Below are 24,158 nucleotides of genomic sequence, written 5' to 3' on the forward strand. Positions count from 1 at the left end.
AGTGATAAATACAAAACAATTTTTAGAATCTTTTCACGGAAAAGAAAAAATAAATTTCAACTGTATTAAACAATATGGAAAGAAATTAAATTCAGAATATAACGATAAAACGATAGATGTATTATCCCAGTTGAACGAACAAGGATATAACATCTATTTTTATGTGAATGGTGGAGGCGTAAAGGACAAAGAAATAAATAAATTTAACGCTTTATTTATAGACTTTGACAAAGGCAAAATACAGAGCAAAGAATATTATCCACTTGATGAAGTGGCAAAATATAAAGAAGAATGTATAAAAAAGGTTCAAGATTTTGATTTTGAGCCTTCTTTTATTGTAGAGACTAGGAACGGCATACATGTTTATTGGCTTCTTAATGAGGGAGCATTACCTGAAGAATGGAAAATATGTACTGAAAAATTGATATCATATTTTGACAGTGACCCAAGAGTAAAGAACCCAGCTAGATTGATGAGAGTACCTAACTATAATTGGATTAAAGATATCAATAATCCTTTTATGTGCAATATCATTGAATCAAATAATATTAAATACGATATTGAGGATTTTATGTTTTGCCTTCCTGATATTGAGAAAAAGGAAATTAAGAAAAGTAATAGGATAATTAAGACAGTTAAAAAGGTTGATTCTAATAATAACGATAATATGAATATTATGGCAATTAAAAACCTTGATGTTGATATGATGAAGCTATTATTAGATAGAGGGGGAAAAAGGTGTAACGATATAATCTATACTATATATAAAGAATATATCGTTACACCTAAAACCCACGACAAAGATATACCAACGGATACACTTGTTTTGTCTGATATGGAATTTTTTGATTTAATTGAATATATAGATTTGTATATATTCCTTGGTGTTGATGGTGACAAGTTTTCTTGTATACTTCCAAGCCATGAAGACAATAATCCATCGGCTGGCATTGTCACGAATCAAAATGACCACTACATGTACAACTGTTTTGGTTGTGGTTTTAAAGGTGGAATACTTAAACTAATTCAAGCCATTAGCGGTTGTAATCTGCCACAATCAATTAATTTCCTTAAAGCGGTATTCAATATAACAACGGAAACGGAATATCAGAAACAACAAAAGGAGTTATATGATTCAAATATTTCATACATTTTAAGCGGTAAGATGGAAAATGATTATCCTGATTTGTGGAAATATATCAAGCCCAGGAAGACAAAATTAATCACATTACTTGAATACGCAAAGAATAATATTACTGATGAAAAATATTCTATTGATGGAGATTCAATCTTCTATGGTTCTATAAGGTACTTTAAGGATTTGTTAAATATTGGCTCTTTAGAAACTATCAATAAAACAATTCAATTATTCAATTTCCTTGAGCTAGTCACTAAGATTGCACCTGAAGAAATACCTTCTGAAATGTTAGAAAAGCATAAAAAGAAGGCAAAAGAGAATAAACATAAGAATTTGATAAATACATACATGATTAAATCTTATGATTATAATACGCTTCAGGAGAGCGATGAAAAGGCAAAAATTTTAAAAGATAATAACTTTTCTATGAAGGGCTTGAGCTATGAATATATTTTAAGAACTTTCGGGGAAGAAACGGCAAAGAAATATTATCCTCAAAATAGGAAAAGCAAGCCTTCTAAAAAGTCGGATATCTTGACAAATGAAATTGTAAAAATAATATTCTGTCAGATTGAATTAAAGGGCTTTGTCATAGAAAAAGAAATTGTAGAATCTTTGGGTTCACAGTATGGCAGAGAGAAAGTTAAAACCCAAATGAAAAGAAGTATCCAAGAGATATTAGATAAATACGATTTGCAAAGAATAAGAGCAAATAAATTGAATAAAGAAAAGTATGGGATAACTTGTCAGGGTTATCCTTTTATTATTGTGAGAGGTGATTAAATGGCATCAACAAGTATAAAACAACAATTGCAAGACATTATAAAAAATGAGTACAAAACCATATATGTCCTTTGGAAGTATTGTCCTCAATATTTTCAAGGAAAGGAATTGAATTCAATAGATGATTTAAAAGCAAACTGGAAGATGTTCCCAAAGAGTACAGATGAACAAATGGCTTTGAACTGGGAACTTGAAGAAGATGTTTCTAAGGGGATAAAATTTCTTCTTGATAAGCTCCATCAAAAGAAAATGGTTGATGTATATTTGACCTTTTACGAGAAAGCCAAAGAAGGGGACGTTGCATCAGCTAAATTCCTAATGGATTTTTCAAAAGAATTCTTTAAGGACAGTATATCGGAGCTTGAAAGCCTATTAAATGGAATAGAAGTTTAAGGGTGATTAAATTGGATAATAATGAAAAATTAATAAAGATAATGTCAGAGCCGAAGCTTTGGATCGAAAGCTTTGTGAAGATAGTAGATAAAGAAGGTAAACTTGTACCGTTCAAGCTGAACAATGAACAGGCTGAACTACTTGAAGGATTAGACAAATATTCTATCATTCTTAAATCAAGACAATTAGGGATATCAAGTGTATCACTAGCCTTATCCTTGTATTATGCACTGATTCAATCAAATGTAACATGTTTATTAATGTCTTACTCAATTGATTCAGCTACAGGAATCTTTGATAAGTTAAAACAGATGGAAAGTGATTTACCTGAAGTTATAAGAGTTAAGATGGTAAATAATAACAGAAAAGAGTTGAAATTTTTAAACGGTTCAAGGATTATTGTTGCAACTTGTGGGACAAAGGACGTTGCAAGAGGATTGACAATTAAATTCTGTCACTTGTCAGAAGTTGCATTTATGAATGACAATATAGATAAGCAATTATTAGCAATTGAACAAGCTTTAATACCTGACGGAAAGATAATACTTGAATCAACTGCCAATGGATTGAATCACTTTTCCGAGATGTGGAGTAAGGCAGAAAGGCAAGAATCACTTTATAAGGGGTTCTTTTTTAGTTGGGTAAACGATAAAGTCATGTTTGCCAAAGAATATGATATGTTTTCAGAAATTTGGATTCAAAGAAATGGTAAATTACCAACGGTAGAAGAGTTATCCGACATTGAAAAGGATTTATATGGACAGGGAGCAACTATTAAACAACTTGTTTGGCGTAGGCTGAAAATTGCCAATAGTTCAGAAGAATCCTTTCAACAAGAGTTTCCAAGTAATCCAATTGAAGCTTTTGTTTCAAGTGGTTCAAATATCTTTGACCCTGTACGGATTCATAAGAAAATATCAAATATCCATAATATTAAACCGATTAAGAAACCAAGAGATTTTCCAAATACATTGATAATGTATTTTGGCAGCCAATTATTACTTTGGGCTGATGTTGAAAAAGGCAAAAGATATTATATCGGGGTAGATTGTTCTGAAGGTATCGGAAAGGACTCAAGTTGCATAGAAATAGTCGATTCTGATGGTTTCCAAGTCGGGCAATTTTCAAGCAACAAAATAAAACCTTATGAATTTGCTCAAGTGGTTTATGAGCTTGGAATATATTTCAATTATGCTTTGTTAGTAGTTGAAAAGGCATCAAGCGGAAATATCATACTAGAAAAATTAAGGTACGAATACAAGTATAAAAATATCTATAAATCAAAAATATTTGATGAACATGGAAGGAAGAAAAAGAAAATTGGATGGCTAACAAATGCCAAAACAAAACCTTTGATGATTGGTCATTTTGTGGAATTGTTTGAGACTGATGAAATTTTTATTAATTCAAAGGAATTACTTGGACAGATGAAAACATTCATTTCAAAAGACAATGGAAAGACAGAAGGAGCAGGACATAAACACGATGACTGTGTACTAGCATTTGCAATGGCTCTACAAGGTGTCAAAAGTGGAATTTGGTATGTATAAACCATTTGTAATAGGTGTTTACAGGACTGTGAGAGCTTAAATTAAACCTTATTAATAAGGGGTATACCATTTTACCTCTAAGAATATAAAAAGGCTTAAAAACCTGTCAGAAAAGAAAAACAGGGGGGTGAGTATGTGCATTTAGAAAAGATGATTGAGAAGTATTTAAAGATAAGCAAAGAAAAGTTGAAAGACTTGAATAAACAGAGAACTAGACAGTTGAGAATAAAAAATAGAAAGAAAAAAACTAAGAAAGAGAGTCCAAAATATGACGGCACAGAAAAATAAAAAGATTGTAAATATAACGGAGGGAAGAAAGATGATGAACGCAGAAAAGATTGAAGTGAAGGTTATAGAAGAAAAAGAAAAAGTTGATAATGAATTTCTAGAATTAGTGTTGGATATTAAGGCAAGCTTCAAATCTATAAAGAAAGATATTGAGGAAATAAAACTTTCTATTGATAGAATTTGTAAAACTATGGAGATAAATGAAGGAGTGAACGAGTAATGAAAGAAAATAAATTATGGTTTCAAGAGGTTGTGGAAGAATCAGAGCATATTGGAAGAATATCAAATGTATTGGATAATAAAGCTTATTTGAACGGTACGCATAAAGTTCTTTCAAGAAAAGATTTTGAGTTCAAAGAGGAAACATATACAACAAGTAAGATTGTATTGAATACCCTTAAAACGGTTATTGATTTTCATTCTAGTTTGATTGTTGGAAAGCCTGCCAGTGTTGTTGGTGGTAATCCTGAAATCATAAATATATTTAATCAGCTTTACAGGGAAAGTGGGTACAATAAACTCAATTATGATATCGTTAAAACCTTGTATAGTTATGGGGATGTATTTGAATATGTTTATCAGGATGGGGACAAGATAAAGAGTAAGTTGATAAGTTCAGCGGATGCCCATCCTGTGTATGATATTCAAGGAAATTATGTTTCTTTTGTAGAGTATTGGACAGATATTCTTACAAGTTCGGAGTATTATGTGGTCTACAAACCTGAAGCCGTTGAGCGTTGGGACAATGAAGGAACTGGTGTACTTGTGAAAAAGGCAGAGTACAAGAACAGTACAGGGCTACCAATACATTATTCCAACAATGAGAATTACAGTTATGATTATTATGGAAAGTCAATACTTGAAGATTTAAAGCCTATACTTGATGAAATTGAATTGTTGTTGAGCAAGATGAACGATAGTATTTATACTTTGTCATTGAATCCGTTGTTTACTGTATCGGGGCAAAAGGTAGATAGTCAAATTGATTCGGGACTTGTTGGAGCTATTCTTAATTTAGAGGATGGAGCTGAAGCACAATATCAAAGTGCAAACCTTGACAGTGCATCAATAAAGCTATTACTTGATAATCTACTAAATCAACTTTATACTATAGCTGGTGTTCCAAGTTCTATAATAGGTCAATCAAATGTATCAAATGTCAGTGAGGTATCTCTTGAATTATTGTTTAGACTAGCGATCAACAAGGCTAGAGCTACAGAACACATATTACATGAGGGATTACAGAAGCGACACGAATATATAATGAAGTTGTTGGGGTTGAAACTCAAGAAAGGCGAGTATGTTGATGTAGTATTCAATTATGATTTGCCAGTTGATAACGGGGAAACTATGGATAATATGAAAACTCAATGGGATATGGGGGCTATTAGTACGGAAACAATTATTTCAAATAGTCCTTATACAAATGATGTGGCTTTAGAGATGGACAGATTGAAAGGCGATAGTTCTATATAGTGTTATTGATTGAATTGTATACTATATATAGTGGGTGTTAACTTGAAGATGATGTAGGGGAAGGGGATTCCACTGTATAAAATTTTGTGTTATATAAAGAAATTCAAAGAAAATCAAAGTAAAACGTAGAAAATACTATATAAATATATTATAAAATGAACATATAGGCTGAAATCGGCATTATTTGCCTAATATCAAGATTTATGTCGCATAACTTCAGTTTTGCGACAAAACGGGAAACGTTTTCCTGCTGTATTTATACATAATTAACTATTATGTATACTTTTAAGCCTTGTAATTCCAATATGTACAGGGAATGAGGGTAATAGAACATGAAATAAAGATTTCATTCACTATTCATGCAAGTTGGGTGTCATTTTCAGGGTGGATTTAACCCCCTAAATAGGGGAAATGGGTGTTGTAGTACCTCTTTTTTTCTGCCACCCAAATTTCAGCCCCTATTTCCATCTATCATTCACACTATGCCCACAACTATCGCCCAACATGTACCCACACATTTTGACATCTCTCAAAAAAGTCAATATTCATCTCCTGAACCTATTGCAATTACTGGGGTAACAAGGGGTTTTTCACTCACTTATGAGGATAACCCCAAAATCTCCAAAAAATGTGATATAATGTAGTGGCATTTATTATATGGGGGGTGTTTTAAATGGTTCATTCAGGGTTTAGTTGATGGGGGTAACAAGGGTATTTTGTAGATTTGAAATCAATAGACTATAAAGGGGATGAAACAATGAAAAAGCATAAAGGTTTAATAAGTATTCTAATAATCCTTTTAATAGGTGTACTTGCAGTTTATCAGACTAGCTTAGTGGAAGGACAGGTTAAGGAAGGTATAGAAGAAGTAAATCAACTTGTAAAATCAGGTGATTACCAAGAAGCTTTAGAACTTTGTGAAAGTATGTTGAATAAAGCAGCTTATAAAAAGCATTTTTCTGATATTAAAGAGGCAAAAGCTGTTGTTGATTCAAAGTTAAGACAATTAGAAAATTCAAATAAACATTTTGAAGTCGGTACAAAATATTTCAATACAGAATCATATAAGATGGCTTATGACAATTTAACACAAGTGCTTGAAGAGGATACGGAAAACTATAATAATGCTAAAGTTATGATTGAAAAATCTAGGGAACAAATAGCAATCGATAGTATAGAAAAGGCTAAGAAAAAGGAACTTGAACAGGATTATAGAATTGCTTTAACATTTATTAACTATGGATTGACTTATAATCATGACAATGAAGAATTATTATCACTTAAAGAATATTACAAACCTTTTGTTGAAGAGCAAATTGACAGAGAAGAAGTTAAGGCTCAAATTGATAGAGCACAAAAAGAAGCTGATGCAATAGCACTTGCAAAAACAAAAGGCGTTTATATCGGTATGACAATGGAACAGGTTCTTGGTTCGTCATGGGGAGAGCCAAAGGATAGAAATGTTACTATTACTGAAAACCATAGATATGAACAATGGGTTTATAGTCTTAGTTCCTATTTGTATTTTACAGATGGGATACTTGAGACAATACAGAAATAGAAAGGGGAAAGATTATGGCATTAATCAAATGTAGTGAATGCGGGAATCAAATAAGTGACAGGGCTGAAGTTTGTATTCATTGTGGTTGCCCGGTCAGTGAAATGGATAAACAAGAAGTAAATAATAATATTGTTGAAATAAATGGCAGAAAATGTGATTTATCTCAAATTATAGAATATAAAAGAAAGGGAGCATTGATTTATGCAATAAGAGATTTAAGAGAAATGACTGGTCTAGGGTTGGCAGAAGCTAAAAGTTTGGTAGATAATTTGGATGTGCATAGTGATAATATTGGAAAAACTATTTATGAAACCAAATGTCCGAGATGTGGTTCAACTGAATTTCAAATGGTTCCTAGAAAATGGAGTTTGGCGACGGGAATATTTACTAACAAAGTAGATAGGGTATGTGTAAAATGTAAGAAAAAGTTTTAAGAATGAAAAACTTGAGAAATGAAAGGGGATAGAAATGGATTTAGTAGAAAAGTATGATTTTTTAATGAATAAGTGTATTAATAATGGGAAGTCAAATCTTACAAGAGAAATAAAAATAGAATCATTACTTGAATATAAAGCAACGGTTGAAAATATGTGTTCTGAAGAAATAAATAAGCACTACAGGAAAATTGGTGAAAATTTATTGAAAGGTAAAGAACAATATGTTGTTAGTGACAAAGGAGAGTTGGAAGAAAAAAATACTTATATTGAAGTATTAAAAAAAATAAACAAAGAGTTATCTGATTTAATGAAGTAAATTGTTAGACCCTTGAACCCTTCGGGGTTCTTTTTTTATACGAAAGGAGAACAAACAAATGACAAATTTAGAAAGATTAAAGATAGAATTATCAAACAAAACATATTTCACAGATGATATTTACACTATGTATCTATCAGAAAATGATTTGATCGCTACGGAAACTTATTCCAAAGCGACTGACCAAAGAGGACTATTATATACAGTAATAGACATACTTGAAGCCCTGTCAAATGATATAGACATGTTTAGAAAGGTTGAAACTGAATTTCTAACCACTGATTCAGCTTATAAGTATCTTGAAAAGCGTATCAATGATATCAATAAAAGGATTCTAGCCCTTCCAACAAATGAGACAGACTCACTATTTTCACAGATGTATTTTAATTAAGGGGGAATAATATGAATACTTTAGATGAAAGATTTACAGAATATATAGGTAGAAATGGCGAAACGGTTCTTGTTGATGGTAACTCAAGGACTGTTTTTTTTATGTCTTTTAAAGAGGGGATTACCATTCTAAATGACTATATGTATTTGTTCACTCAAGCAGGGGAAGTTTCAACAGGTGTTATAATTGAGAGGAATGATACAAAATATCTTGTGACTCACCAAGAGGGCAATATAAACGGAGTGTACGATAAATTCCTAATCAGAGAGATTACAAAAGAGCTTAATTTTATCATTGATAATGAAGCGGTAGCCGTTCCAAGTATAATTTATGATGGTGTGCAAAGGGTATCCGATTCAAGTTATTTATCAGTATTTGAAGGCAAGCTGGAAGTAATGATATGTGATACTACACAGAATCAGAAAATTGAAGCCAATGATAGATTTATTACTTTTGGTAATGCTTGGAAAGTTATAGGAATTACAAAGACTGACAAAGGATTGATAAAGTTACATTGTGATAAAGACCTTATAGCGGATGATGATGACATGGAAAACGAAATTCCTAAGGGAATAATAATTGAAGAACCAACACCCACAGGAGCGTATTATATTGATGGTAAGGCAGATATAAAATGTATGAGTCTTGAAACATTTACAGGGATTAAAATTGAAAATGATATTATTATTCCTAGTGTGTGGGCTTTTACATTGGAAGATAACGAGAATGATGTAGAGTTTAGTATTACAGGAGATGATACTTGTACTATTAAGAGTCAAGAAAGTTCGGGGAATATTGTTCTTACTGGTGTATGTGATGGAGAGACAATTATTAAGGAAATAGATTTAGAAGGGTTGTGGTAATTTCAATAAAAGTTGAAAAAATACGGCTTGTTCTGATATAATAATGGTATATAGAAAGCGTTAGAACTAACCAATAAACCACTTTTAGAACAAACCGTATATTTGATTTTTCGTTGATATCACAATGGGTACAGAGATTCACCAAACCGCCTTATATTGGTTTGTTCTCGATAGGACTTGACATTATTATATGAGTTTCAGTGTTCCCGAATGCCTGGACTTTTCCAACAAGTGATTCGAGGTTTGACATTTCTTTCAGGTGAGCCTTGATAATCATACTGTAAGGACCGGTCACATGATAACACTCGATTATTTCTTCCATATTTTCTGCAAAAGAGACGAATTCCGTCAACTTGTCGGATTTCATGGCAACGTTGATAAATACCCTTATTGGCTTTCCGATCTTGATTGTATCAATTATAGCCTTGTATCTCTGGATGATTCCGCTTTCTTCAAGTCTTCTGACTCTTTCTGCCGTAGCCGGAGGGCTTAAGGCAACAAGCTTGGCAAGATCCTTCATGGAGATCCTTCCATCGTTTTGAAGAGTTTCTATTATTTTATAATCTGTATAATCCATAATCCACCTCACTATATTTGTAAAATTCCTGATATTACTAATTTAATTAAGCAAAAATGCGATATTCGATAACAAAATGTATTTACAAATTTTTGCTGCAATGTTAGTATTATGTTAAGAAATTCAATAAAATTATAACATAATTATATAAAGTTAATCAAGAAAAAACTTTATAATAAAAAACAAAACTTACAATATTAGAATAATACACGAAACTGAAAAGGTTTTCAGATTTATTGAATTTTTTAGGGTATAATATAAGTGAGGATGGTGCAACCATGAAAAAATTAAAAATAACTGAGACTTCATTAAGAGACGGTCATCAATCATTAATAGCAACAAGACTGACAACGGAAGAAATGATTCCAATATTGGAAAAAATGGATAATATAGGATACCATGCCATGGAAGTATGGGGTGGAGCCACTTTCGATGCATGCTTGAGATTCTTGAACGAGGATCCATGGGAAAGACTCAGAACTATAAGGAAGCATGTCAAGAAGACAAAGCTGCAAATGCTTCTTAGAGGACAAAACCTTCTTGGTTACAGACATTACTCCGATGATGTAGTGGAAGCCTTCATTAGAAAGGCTATACAAAATGGTATTGATATTGTAAGGGTATTCGATGCACTGAATGATCCAAGAAATATGGAAAAGTCCATTGAAGTTGTAAAGAGCGAAGGTGCTCATTGCCAGTGTGCAATATCTTATGCAACAAGCAAGGTCCACAATACAGAATATTATATAGACCTAATTAAGACATTGGAAAAGATGGGTGCTGATTCAATATGCATCAAGGACATGTCAGGCATATTAAAGCCATATGACGCCTATGATTTCATCAAGGCTGTCAAGGCAGCTACAGATCTTCCAATAGAGCTTCACAATCACTGCACAAGCGGTATAGCTTCCATGACTATACTAAAGGCTGTTGAAGCGGGAGTGGATATTGTAGACACTGCCATTTCACCTTTCTCATCAGGTACAAGTCAGCCTCCTACTGAGACAATTGTTGAAACATTCAAGGGAATGGACAGGGATACAGGTCTTGACCTTGTGGAGCTTGAGCACATCGCTGCATACTTCAAGCCCATAAGAGACAAGTATCTTAACGACGGAACCTTGAATCCGAAGGTATTGCTGGTTGAACCAAGAACCTTGCTGTACCAGGTTCCTGGTGGAATGCTTTCAAACCTTATATCTCAACTTCAAGCTTTGAATGCGGAAGACAAGTTCGACCAGGTTCTCAAGGAGATACCAAGAGTTAGAGAAGACCTCGGATTCCCTCCACTGGTAACTCCCTTAAGTCAAATGGTTGGAACTCAGGCTGTGTTCAATGTTATAACAGGCGAAAGATACAAGATGATACCTAAGGAAATCAAGAAATATGTACAGGGATACTATGGAAAGTCGCCGGCACCTATATCAGATGAAATCAGAAAAACAATAATTGGTGATGAAGAGGTTGTTACAGTAAGACCTGCAGACCTTCTTGAAGACGAGCTGAACAAGGCAAAGGAAGAATTGTCGGACTTGTTTGAATCAATGGAGGACGTATTGTCATACGTGCTGTTTCCCCAGGTGGCAAAGGAATTTCTAGAAGGAAGGGAATTCAAGTCATATACGGATGCTGAAAAATACATAGTTTAGACTTGCAAAGACTAAAATGATTTTAAATGAAAAACACTTTTGGAGATTGATTTCTTCAAAAGTGTTTTTGTTTGATGCAATTTTATATGAATTTTTCTTTTATTACCTTCCAGTAGTTGAAGATTCCCATTGACAGCATATTAATGTGTTTTTTCGAGACAAAGAAGTTTGCGTGAGTTATCCTTTCATAATTGAGTTCTTCGCCATCAACGCTAAAAACTACATCTTCCAAATACTTGTATTCAGGAACTACTGTTATATGAAGTTCGGGAGGAACGACGATGCCTGAATTCAAACATCGGTAGGCCTTTGAATTCAACGGAGCTATAGGTGTCAGCTGCAGTGTGTTCAGGGATGGATAGACGATGCTTCCGCCGGCGGAATAGTTGTAGGCTGAGCTTCCCATTGGTGTGGAGACTATGATTCCATCTCCGCTTATTGTCTGGAGATGATTATAATCTACAAATATGTCAAGGTGTATGGTCTTTGTCTTGTCTCCCTTCATGGCTATGTCGTTTAAAGCAAAAATTGTATCTGATGTATCTTGCCTGAATATTTCACACTGAAGCAGATACAGCTTGTTTATGGTATAATTGCCTTCGGAATAATCTTTTATAAAGGTATTGATGTCCTTTGGAGAAATTTCAGGATAAAATCCCAGACTTCCGGTATTTATACCGATTATGGGTATGTCTGGGAAGTCATTGATCCTCAGACTTCTAAGGAATGAACCATCCCCGCCGACAGAAATATTCAGAACGGCATTCTCATTATATTCGTCGGATATGGTGTAGCCATAGTTATTAAATTCAGCCTTTAGCTTGGCGGCAATTTCTATAGAAAAATTGGTATCATTTTTTATGATATTGATAATTTTTTTGTTTTCCATGGATTCTCCAATCTCAGTTGTTATTGTATATACTAATATAATACTTGTTTGAGAACAATTAATCAACAAAATACATCATCTCATTGATCTTAACTAATATACCAGAATGAGGCAAGTGGTATATCAAATGGAGGATTGTATGTTGCGAGAGAGAAGCAGTTAAACAATTCAATTTTGAAGAATTTAAACATGGCGATAAATTATGTAAATATAAAAGATGTTGTTTGTGAAATTTGGTTAATATTTCACCTAAACATTGAAAAGATTATTGTAAATATGGTATTGTAGCTGTAGAATTTTTGAAACTTATGATATAGTACGAGTAGAGGGTTTTTTATGGATAATGATGCAATGATAATAGATGTAAAAGAAGATGGATTCAGATTGAGAGATTACCTTGAAGAAAAACATGGTTTTTCTTCAAAGCTTCTAATAAAACTTGAAGCAAATGGAAAAATTTTTCTCAATGGGAAAGTTGTCAAAATCAAAAAGAGAGTTTTTAGAGAAGACGAGATAGCTGTAGAGTTCCTTGACGAGTCAGATGAATATGAAAAGGTGAACCTTCCTATAGACATAATCTACGAGGACGATGACTTTCTTGTTTTGAACAAAAAGCCATTCAGGGTTGTTCATCCGACCAAAAGACATCAGGATGATACCACTGCAAATGCCGTTTCATTCTATTTTGACAAGAATGACATAAAGAGGAAGGTACGCTTTGTAAACAGGCTTGACATGAATACTTCGGGAGTTCTGGTCATTGCTAAAAATCCATATGTCCATAACATGATTTCCCAAGACATGAGGAATGACAAGGTGGATAAGCATTACAAGGCTATAGTTGACGGTATATTGGAAGAAAAAAATGGGAAAATAATTGAGAAAATTGCTAGGATAGATGATAATATAAGAAGGGTGGTTCATGAATCGGGAAAGGATTGTACTACTGTGTACAGCGTTATAGAAGAGGAAAATGGCATGTCGTTGATTGATATAAGGCTGGAAACGGGCAGAACTCATCAGATAAGGGTTCATTTTGAACATCTTGGCGCGCCTGTACTGGGAGATGAATTGTACGGCACCAGGTCGGAACTGATTTCCAGGCAGGCACTTCACTGCAGCAGGATGGTTTTCAAGCATCCGAGGACGGGGAAGGTTCTTGAGATGGTTGCGGAACTGCCGGAGGATATGAAGCGAATATTCAACAGTAATTGTGAGAATTAAGGGCATAAATATATTTGCAATTATTATAGGGTAAAATGATTTGAATTACAATAATTAATTGGAGGGTTTAAATGAAAAAGCTGTTAATGATATCAACAGGAGGGACAATTGCCAGCACTTTGACAGAAGATGGACTGGCACCGGGTATAAAACCTGAGGATATGCTGAACTATTTGAATGGTGTTGAAAATATTTGCAAAATTGAAACTCACGAGTTGTTGAATATAGACAGTACAAATATTCAACCGGAGCACTGGATAGAAATCACAGGTTTCATCAAAAGGGTATACAATGATTATGATGCATTTATCATAACGCATGGAACGGATACAATGGCATATACTTCAGCCGCCTTGTCCTATATGATACAAAATCCTGACAAGCCTATAATATTAACGGGTTCTCAGAAGCCCATAAACATGGACACCACGGATGCAAGGAAAAATCTTAAGGATTCAATAGCATATGCCCTCAGCGAAGATGTGGCGGGCATTTATGTGGTTTTTGACGGCAAGGCAATAATTGGTACCAGGGCTAGAAAAACCAAGACAAAGAGCTTTGATGCCTTTGAGAGCATAAACTATCCAATAGCTGCATTCATAGATGGCAAGAGGATAGCAAAGTACGTTCGAAATGAAAAAAAGGGACCAGTGGAATTCTATGAGAATATTTATCCGAATATTTTCCTTCTGAAGCTGGCTCCCGGAATGCAGCCGGATGTTCTTGATTATATTGGAGACAAGTATGAAGGAGTAGTGATAGAAAGCTACGGAGTAGGAGGCCTTCCTTTCGAGGACAGGAGGAACTTTCAGGAGAAGTTGGAATCACTGACTGCCAAGGGGAGAATAGTTGTAATTGCATCCCAGGTAATGAGAGAGGGAAGCGACATGTCGATTTATGAAGTTGGCTTCAAGACTATGAAGAATTATAATGTACTGGAATCCCTGGACATGACAATTGAAAGTGCAATTGTAAAACTTATGTGGATAATGGGGCAGACCAAAGAATTCAAAGAGGTAAAGGAACTGTTCTATAAGAAGATTAACGAAGATATCATATACTGAAATGTAAAAAAGAAACCAAAATTAAAATAAAAAATCACGAGAGAGGTATTAGAGATGGATCAAAGAAATAGAAAACTGGCATCAAATCTGGTGAATTATTCATGCAGGCTGAAAAAAGGAGAAAATGTATTTCTTAGAATACGAGGAAATGACTGCAAGCCCCTGGCAAAGGAAGTAATAAAAGCAGTATACAAAGCTGGTGCTGTACCATTTTTGAAGCTTGAAGATCAGAGCCTCGACAGGGAAATAATGATGGGATGTACTGAAGAGCAGCTGAAGGCAATGAACGAGAATGAACTGGAACTCATGAAGAAGATGGATGCGTATATAGGGATAACTGCAACTGACAATTTTGCTGAAAATTCGGATGTTCCTGAAGACAAGATGAACAGCTTTTCAAGTGCATCAAGAATAGTGCTTGATGAAAGAGTTGACAATACAAAGTGGGTTATTTTGAGATATCCCAACAATGCCATGGCTCAAAAGGCTAATATGAGCCTGGAAAGTTTTGAGGATTTCTATTATAATGTTTGTAACCTGGATTATGGTAAAATGAATGAAGCCATGAAACCTTTAAAGGAACTGATGGACAAGACGGACAAGGTAAGGGTGACGGGAAAGGGAACGGACATAACCTTCTCAATAAAGGACATACCTACAATACCATGTGCCGGAGAGATGAACATCCCTGATGGAGAAATCTATACGGCGCCTGTGAAGGATTCGGTAAATGGAGTGATTTCATACAATACACCCTCTCACTACAGAGGTTTCACCTTTAAGGATATCAGATTTGAAATAGAAAATGGAAAAATTGTCAAGGCTACATCAAATGATACGGACAGAATAAACAATATACTTGACTCTGACGAGGGAGCAAGATTTTTTGGTGAATTTGCCATAGGAGTAAACCCATATATAATTGACCCAATGGAGAACACCCTTTTTGATGAGAAAATCATGGGAAGCATCCATTTCACACCGGGAAAGTCCTATGAGGATGCATCCAACGGCAACAACTCTGAAGTCCACTGGGACCTTGTTCTCATACAGACTCCTGAATTTGGCGGTGGAGAAATCTATTTCGATGATGTCCTTATTAGGAAGGACGGTAAATTCATCATTCCTGAACTGGAAGTGCTGAATCCGGAAAACTTGAAATAACAGAGGTATGATTTTTTTGAAAACAGATTTGCATATACACACATGGGCTTCAGATGGAACGTGGAGCCCTGAAACCTTGTTAGAGAAACTTAATGAAGAGAGAATCAAGATATTTTCCATAACGGACCATGATACTATAAAATCGTCGGAAGCAATGCTGAATATACCTTTGGAAAATGAAATGGTGTATATTCCGGGAGTGGAAGTTGCAGCTACGTACAAGGACAGGGAATACCACCTTACTGTATACAATTACAACAGGACATCGGAGTTCTTGGATCTGATAGAATGGAACAATGATACGAGACTTGAGTATAATTACGATTTTCTGCACCTGCTGTCAAAAAAACATGAAAATGTAAGCCTTGATGATTATTTTGATTATGTGGAAGACCCGACAAGGGGTGGCTGGAAGGCTCTAAATTACCTTATAGACAGGGGCATTTACAGAACAATGTTCGACTATTTTGATGGACTGAAGGAAACTGACCTGACTCTTAGATTCAAGGAGCCGGAAGAGGTCATCGAAACCGCCAAAAAGGAAGGAGCCTCTGTTTTTCTTGCACATCCTTCATATTACTTCAGAGATGGAGTGATGTCCGGTGAAGAGCTTGACTTCTGGAAAATTGCAGGAATAGACGGCGTTGAATGCTATACCCCCTATGCACCTGACAGGGACAGGATAGAATACTACAAGGATTACTGCAACAAGAACGATTTGATGATATCCGGAGGGTCGGACTGTCATGGTGGTTTTCTTGAAAGAAAGCTGGGCTTTCCCAATATTGATGCGGGAGATTTAAGAATAAACAGCCTGTTTGACAAGTCAGATATGTTGTAATTGATAAGCCTGGAGGTTTATATGGATATAAGAATAGATACACATGTTCATACCATTGCAAGCGGTCACGCCTACAGTGTGTTGAGCGATTATGTAAGGGTTGCGGTTGAAAAGGGGATTGAAATGTTTGCACTTACCGATCATGGCCCTGCAATGCCTGGGAGCCCGCATTTGTACCATCTGGCCAACCAGGTGGTTATTCCAGAAGTGATGGATGGAGTTGAAATACTGAAGGGAGTTGAAGCCAACATAATAGACTATGATGGTGAAATCGACATACCCAACTATATTCTCAAAAGTCTGGATATAGTACTTGCCAGCCTCCATCCGCCATGCCTTGAAGCTGGTACAGTTGAAGAGAATACATCGGCGCTGACCAATGCAATAAGAAGCGGAAAGATAGATATAATAGGACATCCGGGAAATCCGGCTTTCGAAATAGATATATATGAAGTTGTACGATGTGCAAAAGAGTATAATGTTGCTTTGGAAATCAATAGTGGTTCCTTCAGAGGCAGCAGGGTTACCAGTTGGGACAATTGTGTGGATATAGCGAGAGCGTGCAAGGAGATAGGGACATTTGTCACTACCGGCAGTGATTCTCATCTACATTGCCATCTGGGCGAGTTCGGAAAGATTTACAAGATATTTGAAGAGGTTGATTTCCCGTTGGAACTGGTAGTAACTGAAAGCAAGGAAAAGTTGAAAGAATTTTTGAGCAGCAGAAGATAGGTGACTTATGAAATGTATATATGTTGATTTAATAGGATATCCAAAGGTTACGTCAGACGATGAAATTGTGAAGTTTCCATTTAAGAAAGCGGAAGGCATTTTCTACATGCTGCTTCTTGAAGGACAGCTGGAGAGAGTCAAGCTTTGTTCATACTTTTGGCCTGAAGCTAACGAGGAGATTGGAAAGAAGAATCTAAGAAATGCAATCTACAGCATTAGAAAGGTCTTTGGCGTTGATATTTTCATGTCTTCATCCAGAGCCTTGATACAGATTGACAGAAGTATAGTAAAAGTAAATGATTATGACAGAGTGATTTCCGAAGATGTTGAATTTTTAACGACTCTCCTTGAAAACGACAGGATAGAGCTTCTTGATGATTTCTATATTCCGGATCTTATCGAATTTGACGAATGGCTGTCCTACAAGAAAAACCATTTCATGGAAAAACTGAATGGTTTTTTCGCCGCTATGCTTAATAACGATGAAATTACCAGTAGTATTAAAATAAATATTTGCAAAAAACTCATTCAACTCGATGAATTTGATGAAAAGTCCTATATCCGTCTAATTGAGCTTTACAAGGAGGAAAGGGAATATCAGAAATCTGTTGAAGTATTCAATAAGCTCGAGAACATATTGAAATCAGAGCTTTCTATAACTCCGTCTCTTGAGGCCGTGAATCTGATTGATGGAATATTAAACGAGAGACAAAAAAAGGATGAAAAAAGAGAATCAAATATAGTATCCATAGGTCGGGACAAAGAATTCAATGAACTGATGAAAAGCCTTGGTATTTTCAGGAAGGGGGAAAATAATAATACTGTCCTTGTTAAAGGTGAGGCCGGAATAGGAAAAACAAACCTGGTGAATAATTTCATAAACCATATCTCCAATGGTGAATATGTTTTGAAAATTCAGTGTTACCCTCTTGAACAGGATTATTATTATGAATCCTTCAGAAGTGTGATGGAACAGATATCCTCCATCATAAGAGAAGAAGATATTCATGTTCCAACATATACAATGTCGGCCTTGTCTGCTCTTTATCCATCTTTTGGCATAGATTACGATATCCAGATGTATATGGAAGAGGAAAGAAATTTCGGTATAATCGAAAAGGCTGTGTTGAATATATTTTCCATATTTGGAAACAGAAAGAATATTATTCTTATAATTGAAGACGTTCACTGGATGGATAAAATGAGTCTCCAGATTCTAAAGACAATATTGTGTCAGAATACAATAAAGGTGTTTACAATCATGACGTCCAGAAATGCGATGTCTTCAAATGCGAGCAACTTGATTTATCATATGAAATCCAGAAGCGTGATAAATGAAATAGTTTTGGAACGGTTGAACGAAGAGCTGACAAGAGGTTTGATTAGTCATTATGTCGAGATAGAAAGAAATTGGCAGGATTATATTTATAGAGAAAGTGAAGGCAATCCATTGTTCATAATGGAATATGTCAATAACATCAAACAGAACAAAGGCTTTGACATTTTAAAATCAAAAGCGGGAGATGTAATCAAGAGCAGAATAATCAATCTGCCTCTTGAGGTGCGAAAAATCCTGGAAATATGCTCTGTTTTTCTTGATTATATACAGCTTGATGCACTGGAGAAAATCACGGGAAAGGGAAAGATAGACCTCATTGATATCATTGATGATCTTCTTGAGAGAAATATACTTGTAGAGAAGCAAAAAGACAGAAGCAATCTTGAGCTTCACTTTACCCACAACAAAATAAAAACCTTCGTTAAAAGTGAAATGTCACGCTCAAAAAAGATACTTCTAAATAAAAGGTTTGCGGAGTATTATGAAAACAGGCTGGGTGGGAAACATGACAGGGAACTTTATTTAAGGCTGTCATTCCACTATGGCGAATGCAATATGAAGATCAAGCAGTTGGAGTACAGGCTCAAGAGATTTTCCGGTCTTGTCAAAATAAATCATGAAATGTTTCCTGAAATAGACGACTATGAAATGAACAAAGGTACAGCCGTATACTTGAGTGAAACTGATATAGACAGTGAATTGAAAAGCATAGAAAAGGAATATCAGTCAATAAAGAAAAGTGAGTTTATTGAGAATTACAAGGATGTCGAAATTGTTTATTTGTATACAATGGGACGTCTTCTGGTGGATACAGGGAAACATCAATCGGGCAGGGAATTGATCGAAAAAATGATTGAACTGGCTGAAAAAAGCGGAAATTTGGAGTACTGTATAAGAGGATGGTTTAAAATCATACACCAGACAATAAATTCCTTTGATCTTGATGGTATGAATTTTGCGTTGGAGAATCTTGAAAAACTTGTTACTGAAGAAGTTGACGAAGGGATAACCGCGAAGGTAAAAAGACTTAAGGGATATTACTGCGTTTTGGCGGGAAGATACAAGGACGGCGAAGTGTATCTTAACGATGCCATGGAAACCTTTAAAAAACTTGAATTCAGGGAAAAATATATCTTGAACATTGCTGCTTCGTACATGTATATAGGAGAGAGCAAAAGACTTCAGGAAAAATTTGAGGAATCCATTAGTTATTATGACAAGGCGCTTGCAATCTGCAGCGACAAGAAACTGTTGTCGGGAATAGCTTATATCCTTGCAAGCAAGGGTCGTGTTTATTATGAATTGGGAAAAATTGACAAGGCAGAGGAGTTTCTCCTGGAATCCATTAAGTATTATTCAAAGATAGTATTTGTATGGGGACGGGTCATCCCAAGTGGGTACTTGGCCCTTGTATATGCAGGCAAAAGGGATGAGAAAAATACCTACAAGTATTTCAAACTGTCCATGGAGTATATTGCAAATTCCAAGAACAACTATGAAAAAGGAATGATTTGCAGGATAAAAACTGAGTTGATCAAATCTTGCAGGGATTTCAGCAATTGGAAAAAGCTTGAAGAATTGATTATGTCCGACTTGTTCAACTGCTGCTTTGGAGATTTGAAGTGCTTTGACAATCCGGCAATGACCTATGAAAAAAGAAGGATAAATGAATTGTTAGATGATAAGGATGTGAAATATATCACTGAATCGAAGAAATAAATGATAGTTTGTCAAAAAAAGATGTAAAAAATATTTTTACGTCTTTTTTTTTGACGTTATTTTGACTTATTGTGAATATAATTAAGCCATAAAATAAGTGAGGTGTATGTTCGTGATAATAAATACTGTTATTAATGGAGAAGGAGTCAGCATTGAATGTAATCCAAATAAAAGACTTTTGGATTTATTGAGAGAAGATATGAACCTGAAAAGCGTCAAGGAAGGATGCGGAGAAGGTGAATGTGGTGCATGCACAGTTTTAATAGATAAGAAGGCCGTTACTTCATGTACCGTATTGGCAGGCCAGATTGAAGGCTGCGAAGTGACAACCGTTGAAGGACTTGAAAAATCAGGCGAGCTGGAAAATATGATTCAATCCTTTGAGGAAAACGGTGCCATCCAGTGCGGATTCTGTACTCCGGGAATGATAATGTCTTCAAAAGCATTGCTGTATGAAAATGATCACCCGAGCGATGAAGAAATAAAAAGGGCATTGGAAGGTAATCTGTGCAGATGTACAGGATACAATAAAATAGAAAAAGCTGTTAAAGACATAATTGAAAAGGAGTAAACCATGACAGAAAATAATTTTTACTCACCGAAAAATATTGAAGAGCTTGTTAAGGTTCTCGAAGTGAAAAAAAAATCTGAAAACATGTTTTTTGTTGCCGGAGCAACTGATTTTGCAGTAGCCATGAACAACAACAAGATGTTTGATTATGTTTCAATCGATTTGACAAAAGTCAAGGAAATGAGAAGCATTGAGAAAAATGGCAATGTGATTGAAATAGGTGCATGTGTAACTATGGATGAACTCGATAAATCCGACATTGTCAGAAAGAACATCCTTGGACTGAGTCAGGCTGCAGGAAGCGTAGGGTCCACTCAGATCAGAAACCGTGCTACAGTAGGCGGCAACGCAGCCAATGCAGCCCAGTGTGCAGATACTTTGTCAGCTCTTTTTGCCTATGGTGCAACCGCAGTAATGGTTAATTCAAAAGGTGAATTTAGAGAAGTAAGGCTTGAAGATTTAATAGTGGGATTTGGCAAGACATTCATTGAGGATGATGAAGCTCTGGTTAAGTTCAAGGTCGAAGTCAAGGAAAATGAGTACTCTGCGTTTTCAAAGGTTGGATCGAGAAAAACCGTTACAATATCAAAAATCAACAATTGCCTGAGAATCGTAATGGATGGAAATAAAATTGTCGAATGCAAATCATATTTCGGTTCGGTAGCAGCAAAACCTATAGAATCAAAAATGACGGAAGAGGCCGTAGTCGGAAAGGAATTCAATGACGAGCTGCTGAAGGAATTGATGGAAATTGGTTCGAAACAGATTGATGAAGCAATACCGACAAGATCGTCAAGACATTACAAGAGAGTTGCAGTAAAGGGAATAATCAACGATGTCTATGATGAAATAAAGAACACGATGGAGGTGAAGCAATGACAGTTATAATGCCAGAGAATAAAACAAAATTCAAGTATATCGGAGAAAGAATAGTAAGGCCCGATGCAAGAGACAAGGCCAGAGGGAAGACTCGATATACTGGGGATATAAGAAGACACGGAATGCTTTACGCCAAGCTTGTAACAAGCAGAAAGGCGCATGCAAGGGTTAAGATAGACAAGTCGGAAGCTCTTGGAATCGAAGGTGTGAAGGCTGTTTTTACATATGAAGACGTGCCCCACCATCCATACAATTCCAACCAGTGGTTTTCAGGAGCGGTATCGGATGAAGACGAATATGTACTCCATGAAGTGGCAAAGCATGTAGGAGACAGAATAGCCCTTGTAGTGGCTGAAACACCTGAGGCTGTAGACAGAGGACTTAAAGCTGTAAAGGTTGAATATGAAGAGCTTCCTGTTGTTATAGGAATTGAAGAAGCAAAGAAAGATGAAACTATTATATATAAGGATACGAATCGTTGCTTCCACAAGACAGTGTCATGTGGAGACGTGGAGAAGGGATTTGAAGAAGCTGATTATATAATTGAAGACGAGGGTGAAACTCCAAAGATTCATCATGCTGCAATGGAAAACCACGTATGTCTTGCAGAAGTCGATGAGTTTGGAAATGTTGTAGTATGGTCGCCTTGCCAGGTTGTTTTCCAGGTTCAACATGTCATTGCCAAAGCTTTGGATTTTCCATATGATAAAATAAGGGTGATCAAGGCTATCATAGGAGGATCATTCGGTGGAAAGGGTATGCCTGTCCTTGAACCTGTTACGGCTTTTGCAGCCCTTAAGATGAATAGACCGGTGCAGATTCTGATGGAGAGAAGGGATTCTGTTGGTGGAACAAGGATGCGTAATCAGTCAAAACAGAAGATAAAGACGGGTATTACCAAGGATGGAAAGATTGTTGCGAGAGAAATCGAGATGGAGCTTGACGGAGGTGCGTATATCACCAACAGTGCTGCCATAGCAATGGCGGCAGGCAAGAAAGCTTTCAGAACCTATGATATTGAAAACCAGAAGTATTCCGGCAGCACATATTTCACAAACACCACTCCAGGTGGAGCATGCAGGGGATACGGTTCGCCTCAGATTCATGCGATTACTGAAATCAACCTTAACAACGCCGCAAAAAAAATAGGAATGGACCCTGTTGAATTCAGATTGAAGAATGCATTCGACCCCAGGGAATTCGAAGAGGGTGCAGTTGACCAGATAGGAATGCCTGGAATAGGTAATGCAAGAATAAAGGACTGTCTCATTGAAGGTGCAGAAGCCTTCAACTGGAAGGAAAGAAAAGAGAAAATCAGGGAAAAGAATACTGAAAGATATGCCTATGGACTTGGAGTTGCAGCAGCAGCCCATGGTAACGGATATCATGGAGGATTCCCTGACTATACGAATGTTGACATACAGATGATGCCCGACTGCAGAGTCATGGTGAAGGTTGGAATCCATGACCTGGGATGCGGTACGGTACTCACCATGCAGCAAATAGCGGCGGAAGTTCTTGATATGGATCCACTGTGCATTAATGTTCCGCAGGCTGATACTCATGTATCTCCATATGATTCGGCGGGAACACAGGCCAGCAGGGTTACATATGTTTGCGGTGGAGCAGTAAAGGAAGGTGCGGATCTGCTCAGGGAAAAGATGCTTGACATCTATTCCAGGAAATTCGACTACAGTAGGGAAGACATTGTGATGGAAGACGGCAGGATTTCCTGTAACGGAGAAAATGAAATAAGCTATGGAAAACTTGCTACTATCAGTGAGACCGATTTTGAAACAACCTTAAAGGCGTCTACAGAATACAGACCTAAGGCAAATCCTGCTGTTTATGCAGTGTCTTTTGTGGAAGTGAAGGTTGACAAATATACAGGACTATTTGAAATAGAAGATATACTTGCAGTACAGGATGCAGGACAGGTGATAAACAGAACGCTTGCAGAAGGACAGGTTCAGGGTGGAGCACACATGAGCCTTGGTATGGCAGTATGTGAAGAAATAATATATGATAAAAACGGAAATCTCAAAAATGAAAACTTTTCAAAATATCATCTTATCAATGCGCCGTCAATGCCTGAGGTAAGAACTCTGTTTATCGAAAAAGGGGAACCTATGGGACCCTTCGGAGCAAAAAGCGTAGGTGAAATAGCCGCAGTTGCTCCTGGACCGGCACTAATGAATGCTATCAATGATGCTTTGGATACAAATATCACTGATTACCCCGCAACTCCTGAAAGGATCATTAAGGCATTGAGTGAAAAATAAAATGTTTTAAACAGCAGGAGGAACTGTTC

The 24,158-nt window shown here is 36.0% G+C and carries 23 protein-coding genes; 21 read left to right on the forward strand and 2 right to left on the reverse strand.

The features are described from left to right. Position 1: 1 nt before the first annotated feature. From BUB05_RS07945 to BUB05_RS07990, 11 genes are all read left to right on the forward strand, one after another. Complete coding sequence (locus tag BUB05_RS07945; RefSeq protein WP_175548530.1) at positions 2 to 1,921, forward strand: CHC2 zinc finger domain-containing protein; 1,920 nt, start codon at positions 2 to 4, stop codon at positions 1,919 to 1,921. Next, positions 1,922 to 2,314, forward strand: coding sequence for a hypothetical protein (locus BUB05_RS07950; RefSeq protein ID WP_073049063.1), 393 nt, complete (start codon positions 1,922 to 1,924; stop codon positions 2,312 to 2,314). An 11-nt stretch (positions 2,315 to 2,325) separates the two neighbouring features. Continuing rightward, the gene (locus tag BUB05_RS07955) at positions 2,326 to 3,864 is read left to right on the forward strand and encodes a terminase large subunit (protein ID WP_094762787.1); all 1,539 of its coding nucleotides are present in this window, start codon (positions 2,326 to 2,328) and stop codon (positions 3,862 to 3,864) included. Positions 3,865 to 3,999: 135 nt separating this feature from the next. Further along, the gene (locus BUB05_RS18665) at positions 4,000 to 4,152 is read left to right on the forward strand and encodes a hypothetical protein (protein ID WP_175548531.1); all 153 of its coding nucleotides are present in this window, start codon (positions 4,000 to 4,002) and stop codon (positions 4,150 to 4,152) included. Positions 4,153 to 4,183: 31 nt separating this feature from the next. Next, positions 4,184 to 4,372, forward strand: coding sequence for a hypothetical protein (locus tag BUB05_RS07960; protein WP_139257963.1), 189 nt, complete (start codon positions 4,184 to 4,186; stop codon positions 4,370 to 4,372). Next, positions 4,372 to 5,628, forward strand: coding sequence for a phage portal protein (locus BUB05_RS07965; protein ID WP_073049065.1), 1,257 nt, complete (start codon positions 4,372 to 4,374; stop codon positions 5,626 to 5,628). Before BUB05_RS07960 ends, BUB05_RS07965 begins: the two co-directional genes overlap by 1 nt. A 757-nt stretch (positions 5,629 to 6,385) precedes the next feature. After that, positions 6,386 to 7,189, forward strand: coding sequence for a hypothetical protein (locus tag BUB05_RS07970; protein ID WP_073049066.1), 804 nt, complete (start codon positions 6,386 to 6,388; stop codon positions 7,187 to 7,189). Between the two features lie 14 nt (positions 7,190 to 7,203). Continuing rightward, positions 7,204 to 7,623 carry a zinc-ribbon domain-containing protein gene (locus BUB05_RS07975; RefSeq protein ID WP_073049067.1) on the forward strand — a complete coding sequence of 140 codons (420 nt, stop codon included), beginning with the start codon at positions 7,204 to 7,206 and terminating at the stop codon, positions 7,621 to 7,623. Positions 7,624 to 7,657: 34 nt separating this feature from the next. Further along, positions 7,658 to 7,942 (forward strand): hypothetical protein, encoded by a 285-nt coding sequence (locus tag BUB05_RS07980; RefSeq protein WP_073049068.1) that lies wholly within the window; start codon positions 7,658 to 7,660, stop codon positions 7,940 to 7,942. A 58-nt stretch (positions 7,943 to 8,000) separates the two neighbouring features. Continuing rightward, positions 8,001 to 8,333 carry a hypothetical protein gene (locus BUB05_RS07985; RefSeq protein WP_073049069.1) on the forward strand — a complete coding sequence of 111 codons (333 nt, stop codon included), beginning with the start codon at positions 8,001 to 8,003 and terminating at the stop codon, positions 8,331 to 8,333. An 11-nt stretch (positions 8,334 to 8,344) separates the two neighbouring features. Next, positions 8,345 to 9,196 carry a hypothetical protein gene (locus BUB05_RS07990; RefSeq protein WP_073049070.1) on the forward strand — a complete coding sequence of 284 codons (852 nt, stop codon included), beginning with the start codon at positions 8,345 to 8,347 and terminating at the stop codon, positions 9,194 to 9,196. A gap of 151 nt (positions 9,197 to 9,347) precedes the next feature. Here the strand turns inward: BUB05_RS07990 and BUB05_RS07995 are convergent, their stop codons facing one another. Beyond that, a complete protein-coding gene (locus BUB05_RS07995) occupies positions 9,348 to 9,773 on the reverse strand; it encodes an Lrp/AsnC family transcriptional regulator (RefSeq protein WP_073049071.1) in 426 nt (141 codons plus the stop codon). A 278-nt stretch (positions 9,774 to 10,051) separates the two neighbouring features. Between BUB05_RS07995 and BUB05_RS08000 the strand changes: the two genes are divergently transcribed. Continuing rightward, positions 10,052 to 11,425: an oxaloacetate decarboxylase subunit alpha gene (locus BUB05_RS08000; protein WP_073049072.1), complete on the forward strand. Its 1,374-nt coding sequence runs from the start codon at positions 10,052 to 10,054 to the stop codon at positions 11,423 to 11,425. An 82-nt stretch (positions 11,426 to 11,507) separates the two neighbouring features. On the opposite strand, the gene BUB05_RS08005 is transcribed toward BUB05_RS08000, so the two are convergent. After that, positions 11,508 to 12,314: an NAD(+)/NADH kinase gene (locus tag BUB05_RS08005; protein WP_073049073.1), complete on the reverse strand. Its 807-nt coding sequence runs from the start codon at positions 12,312 to 12,314 to the stop codon at positions 11,508 to 11,510. Positions 12,315 to 12,650: 336 nt separating this feature from the next. On the opposite strand from BUB05_RS08005, the gene BUB05_RS08010 reads away from it, so the two are divergent. From BUB05_RS08010 to BUB05_RS08050, 9 genes are all read left to right on the forward strand, one after another. Then, the gene (locus BUB05_RS08010; protein WP_073049074.1) at positions 12,651 to 13,538 is read left to right on the forward strand and encodes an RluA family pseudouridine synthase; all 888 of its coding nucleotides are present in this window, start codon (positions 12,651 to 12,653) and stop codon (positions 13,536 to 13,538) included. A gap of 71 nt (positions 13,539 to 13,609) precedes the next feature. Next, a complete protein-coding gene (locus BUB05_RS08015) occupies positions 13,610 to 14,602 on the forward strand; it encodes an asparaginase (protein ID WP_073049075.1) in 993 nt (330 codons plus the stop codon). Positions 14,603 to 14,656: 54 nt separating this feature from the next. Next, positions 14,657 to 15,766, forward strand: a complete 1,110-nt coding sequence (locus tag BUB05_RS08020) for an aminopeptidase (RefSeq protein ID WP_073049076.1) — start codon at positions 14,657 to 14,659, stop codon at positions 15,764 to 15,766. Between the two features lie 16 nt (positions 15,767 to 15,782). Beyond that, entirely contained in the window at positions 15,783 to 16,607 is an 825-nt protein-coding gene (locus BUB05_RS08025; protein ID WP_139257964.1) for a PHP domain-containing protein, read from the forward strand. 21 nt (positions 16,608 to 16,628) lie between these two features. Continuing rightward, positions 16,629 to 17,339, forward strand: a complete 711-nt coding sequence (locus tag BUB05_RS08030) for a phosphatase (RefSeq protein ID WP_073049078.1) — start codon at positions 16,629 to 16,631, stop codon at positions 17,337 to 17,339. Between the two features lie 7 nt (positions 17,340 to 17,346). After that, a complete protein-coding gene (locus tag BUB05_RS08035; RefSeq protein WP_073049079.1) occupies positions 17,347 to 20,397 on the forward strand; it encodes an AAA family ATPase in 3,051 nt (1,016 codons plus the stop codon). Between the two features lie 106 nt (positions 20,398 to 20,503). Beyond that, entirely contained in the window at positions 20,504 to 20,968 is a 465-nt protein-coding gene (locus BUB05_RS08040; RefSeq protein ID WP_073049080.1) for a (2Fe-2S)-binding protein, read from the forward strand. Between the two features lie 3 nt (positions 20,969 to 20,971). Then, complete coding sequence (locus BUB05_RS08045; protein ID WP_073049081.1) at positions 20,972 to 21,847, forward strand: FAD binding domain-containing protein; 876 nt, start codon at positions 20,972 to 20,974, stop codon at positions 21,845 to 21,847. After that, a complete protein-coding gene (locus BUB05_RS08050; protein WP_245819796.1) occupies positions 21,844 to 24,129 on the forward strand; it encodes a xanthine dehydrogenase family protein molybdopterin-binding subunit in 2,286 nt (761 codons plus the stop codon). Before BUB05_RS08045 ends, BUB05_RS08050 begins: the two co-directional genes overlap by 4 nt. Positions 24,130 to 24,158 lie beyond the last annotated feature (29 nt).

The sequence above is a fragment of the Dethiosulfatibacter aminovorans DSM 17477 genome, assembly GCF_900142005.1.
Lineage (GTDB): Bacteria > Bacillota > Clostridia > Tissierellales > Dethiosulfatibacteraceae > Dethiosulfatibacter > Dethiosulfatibacter aminovorans.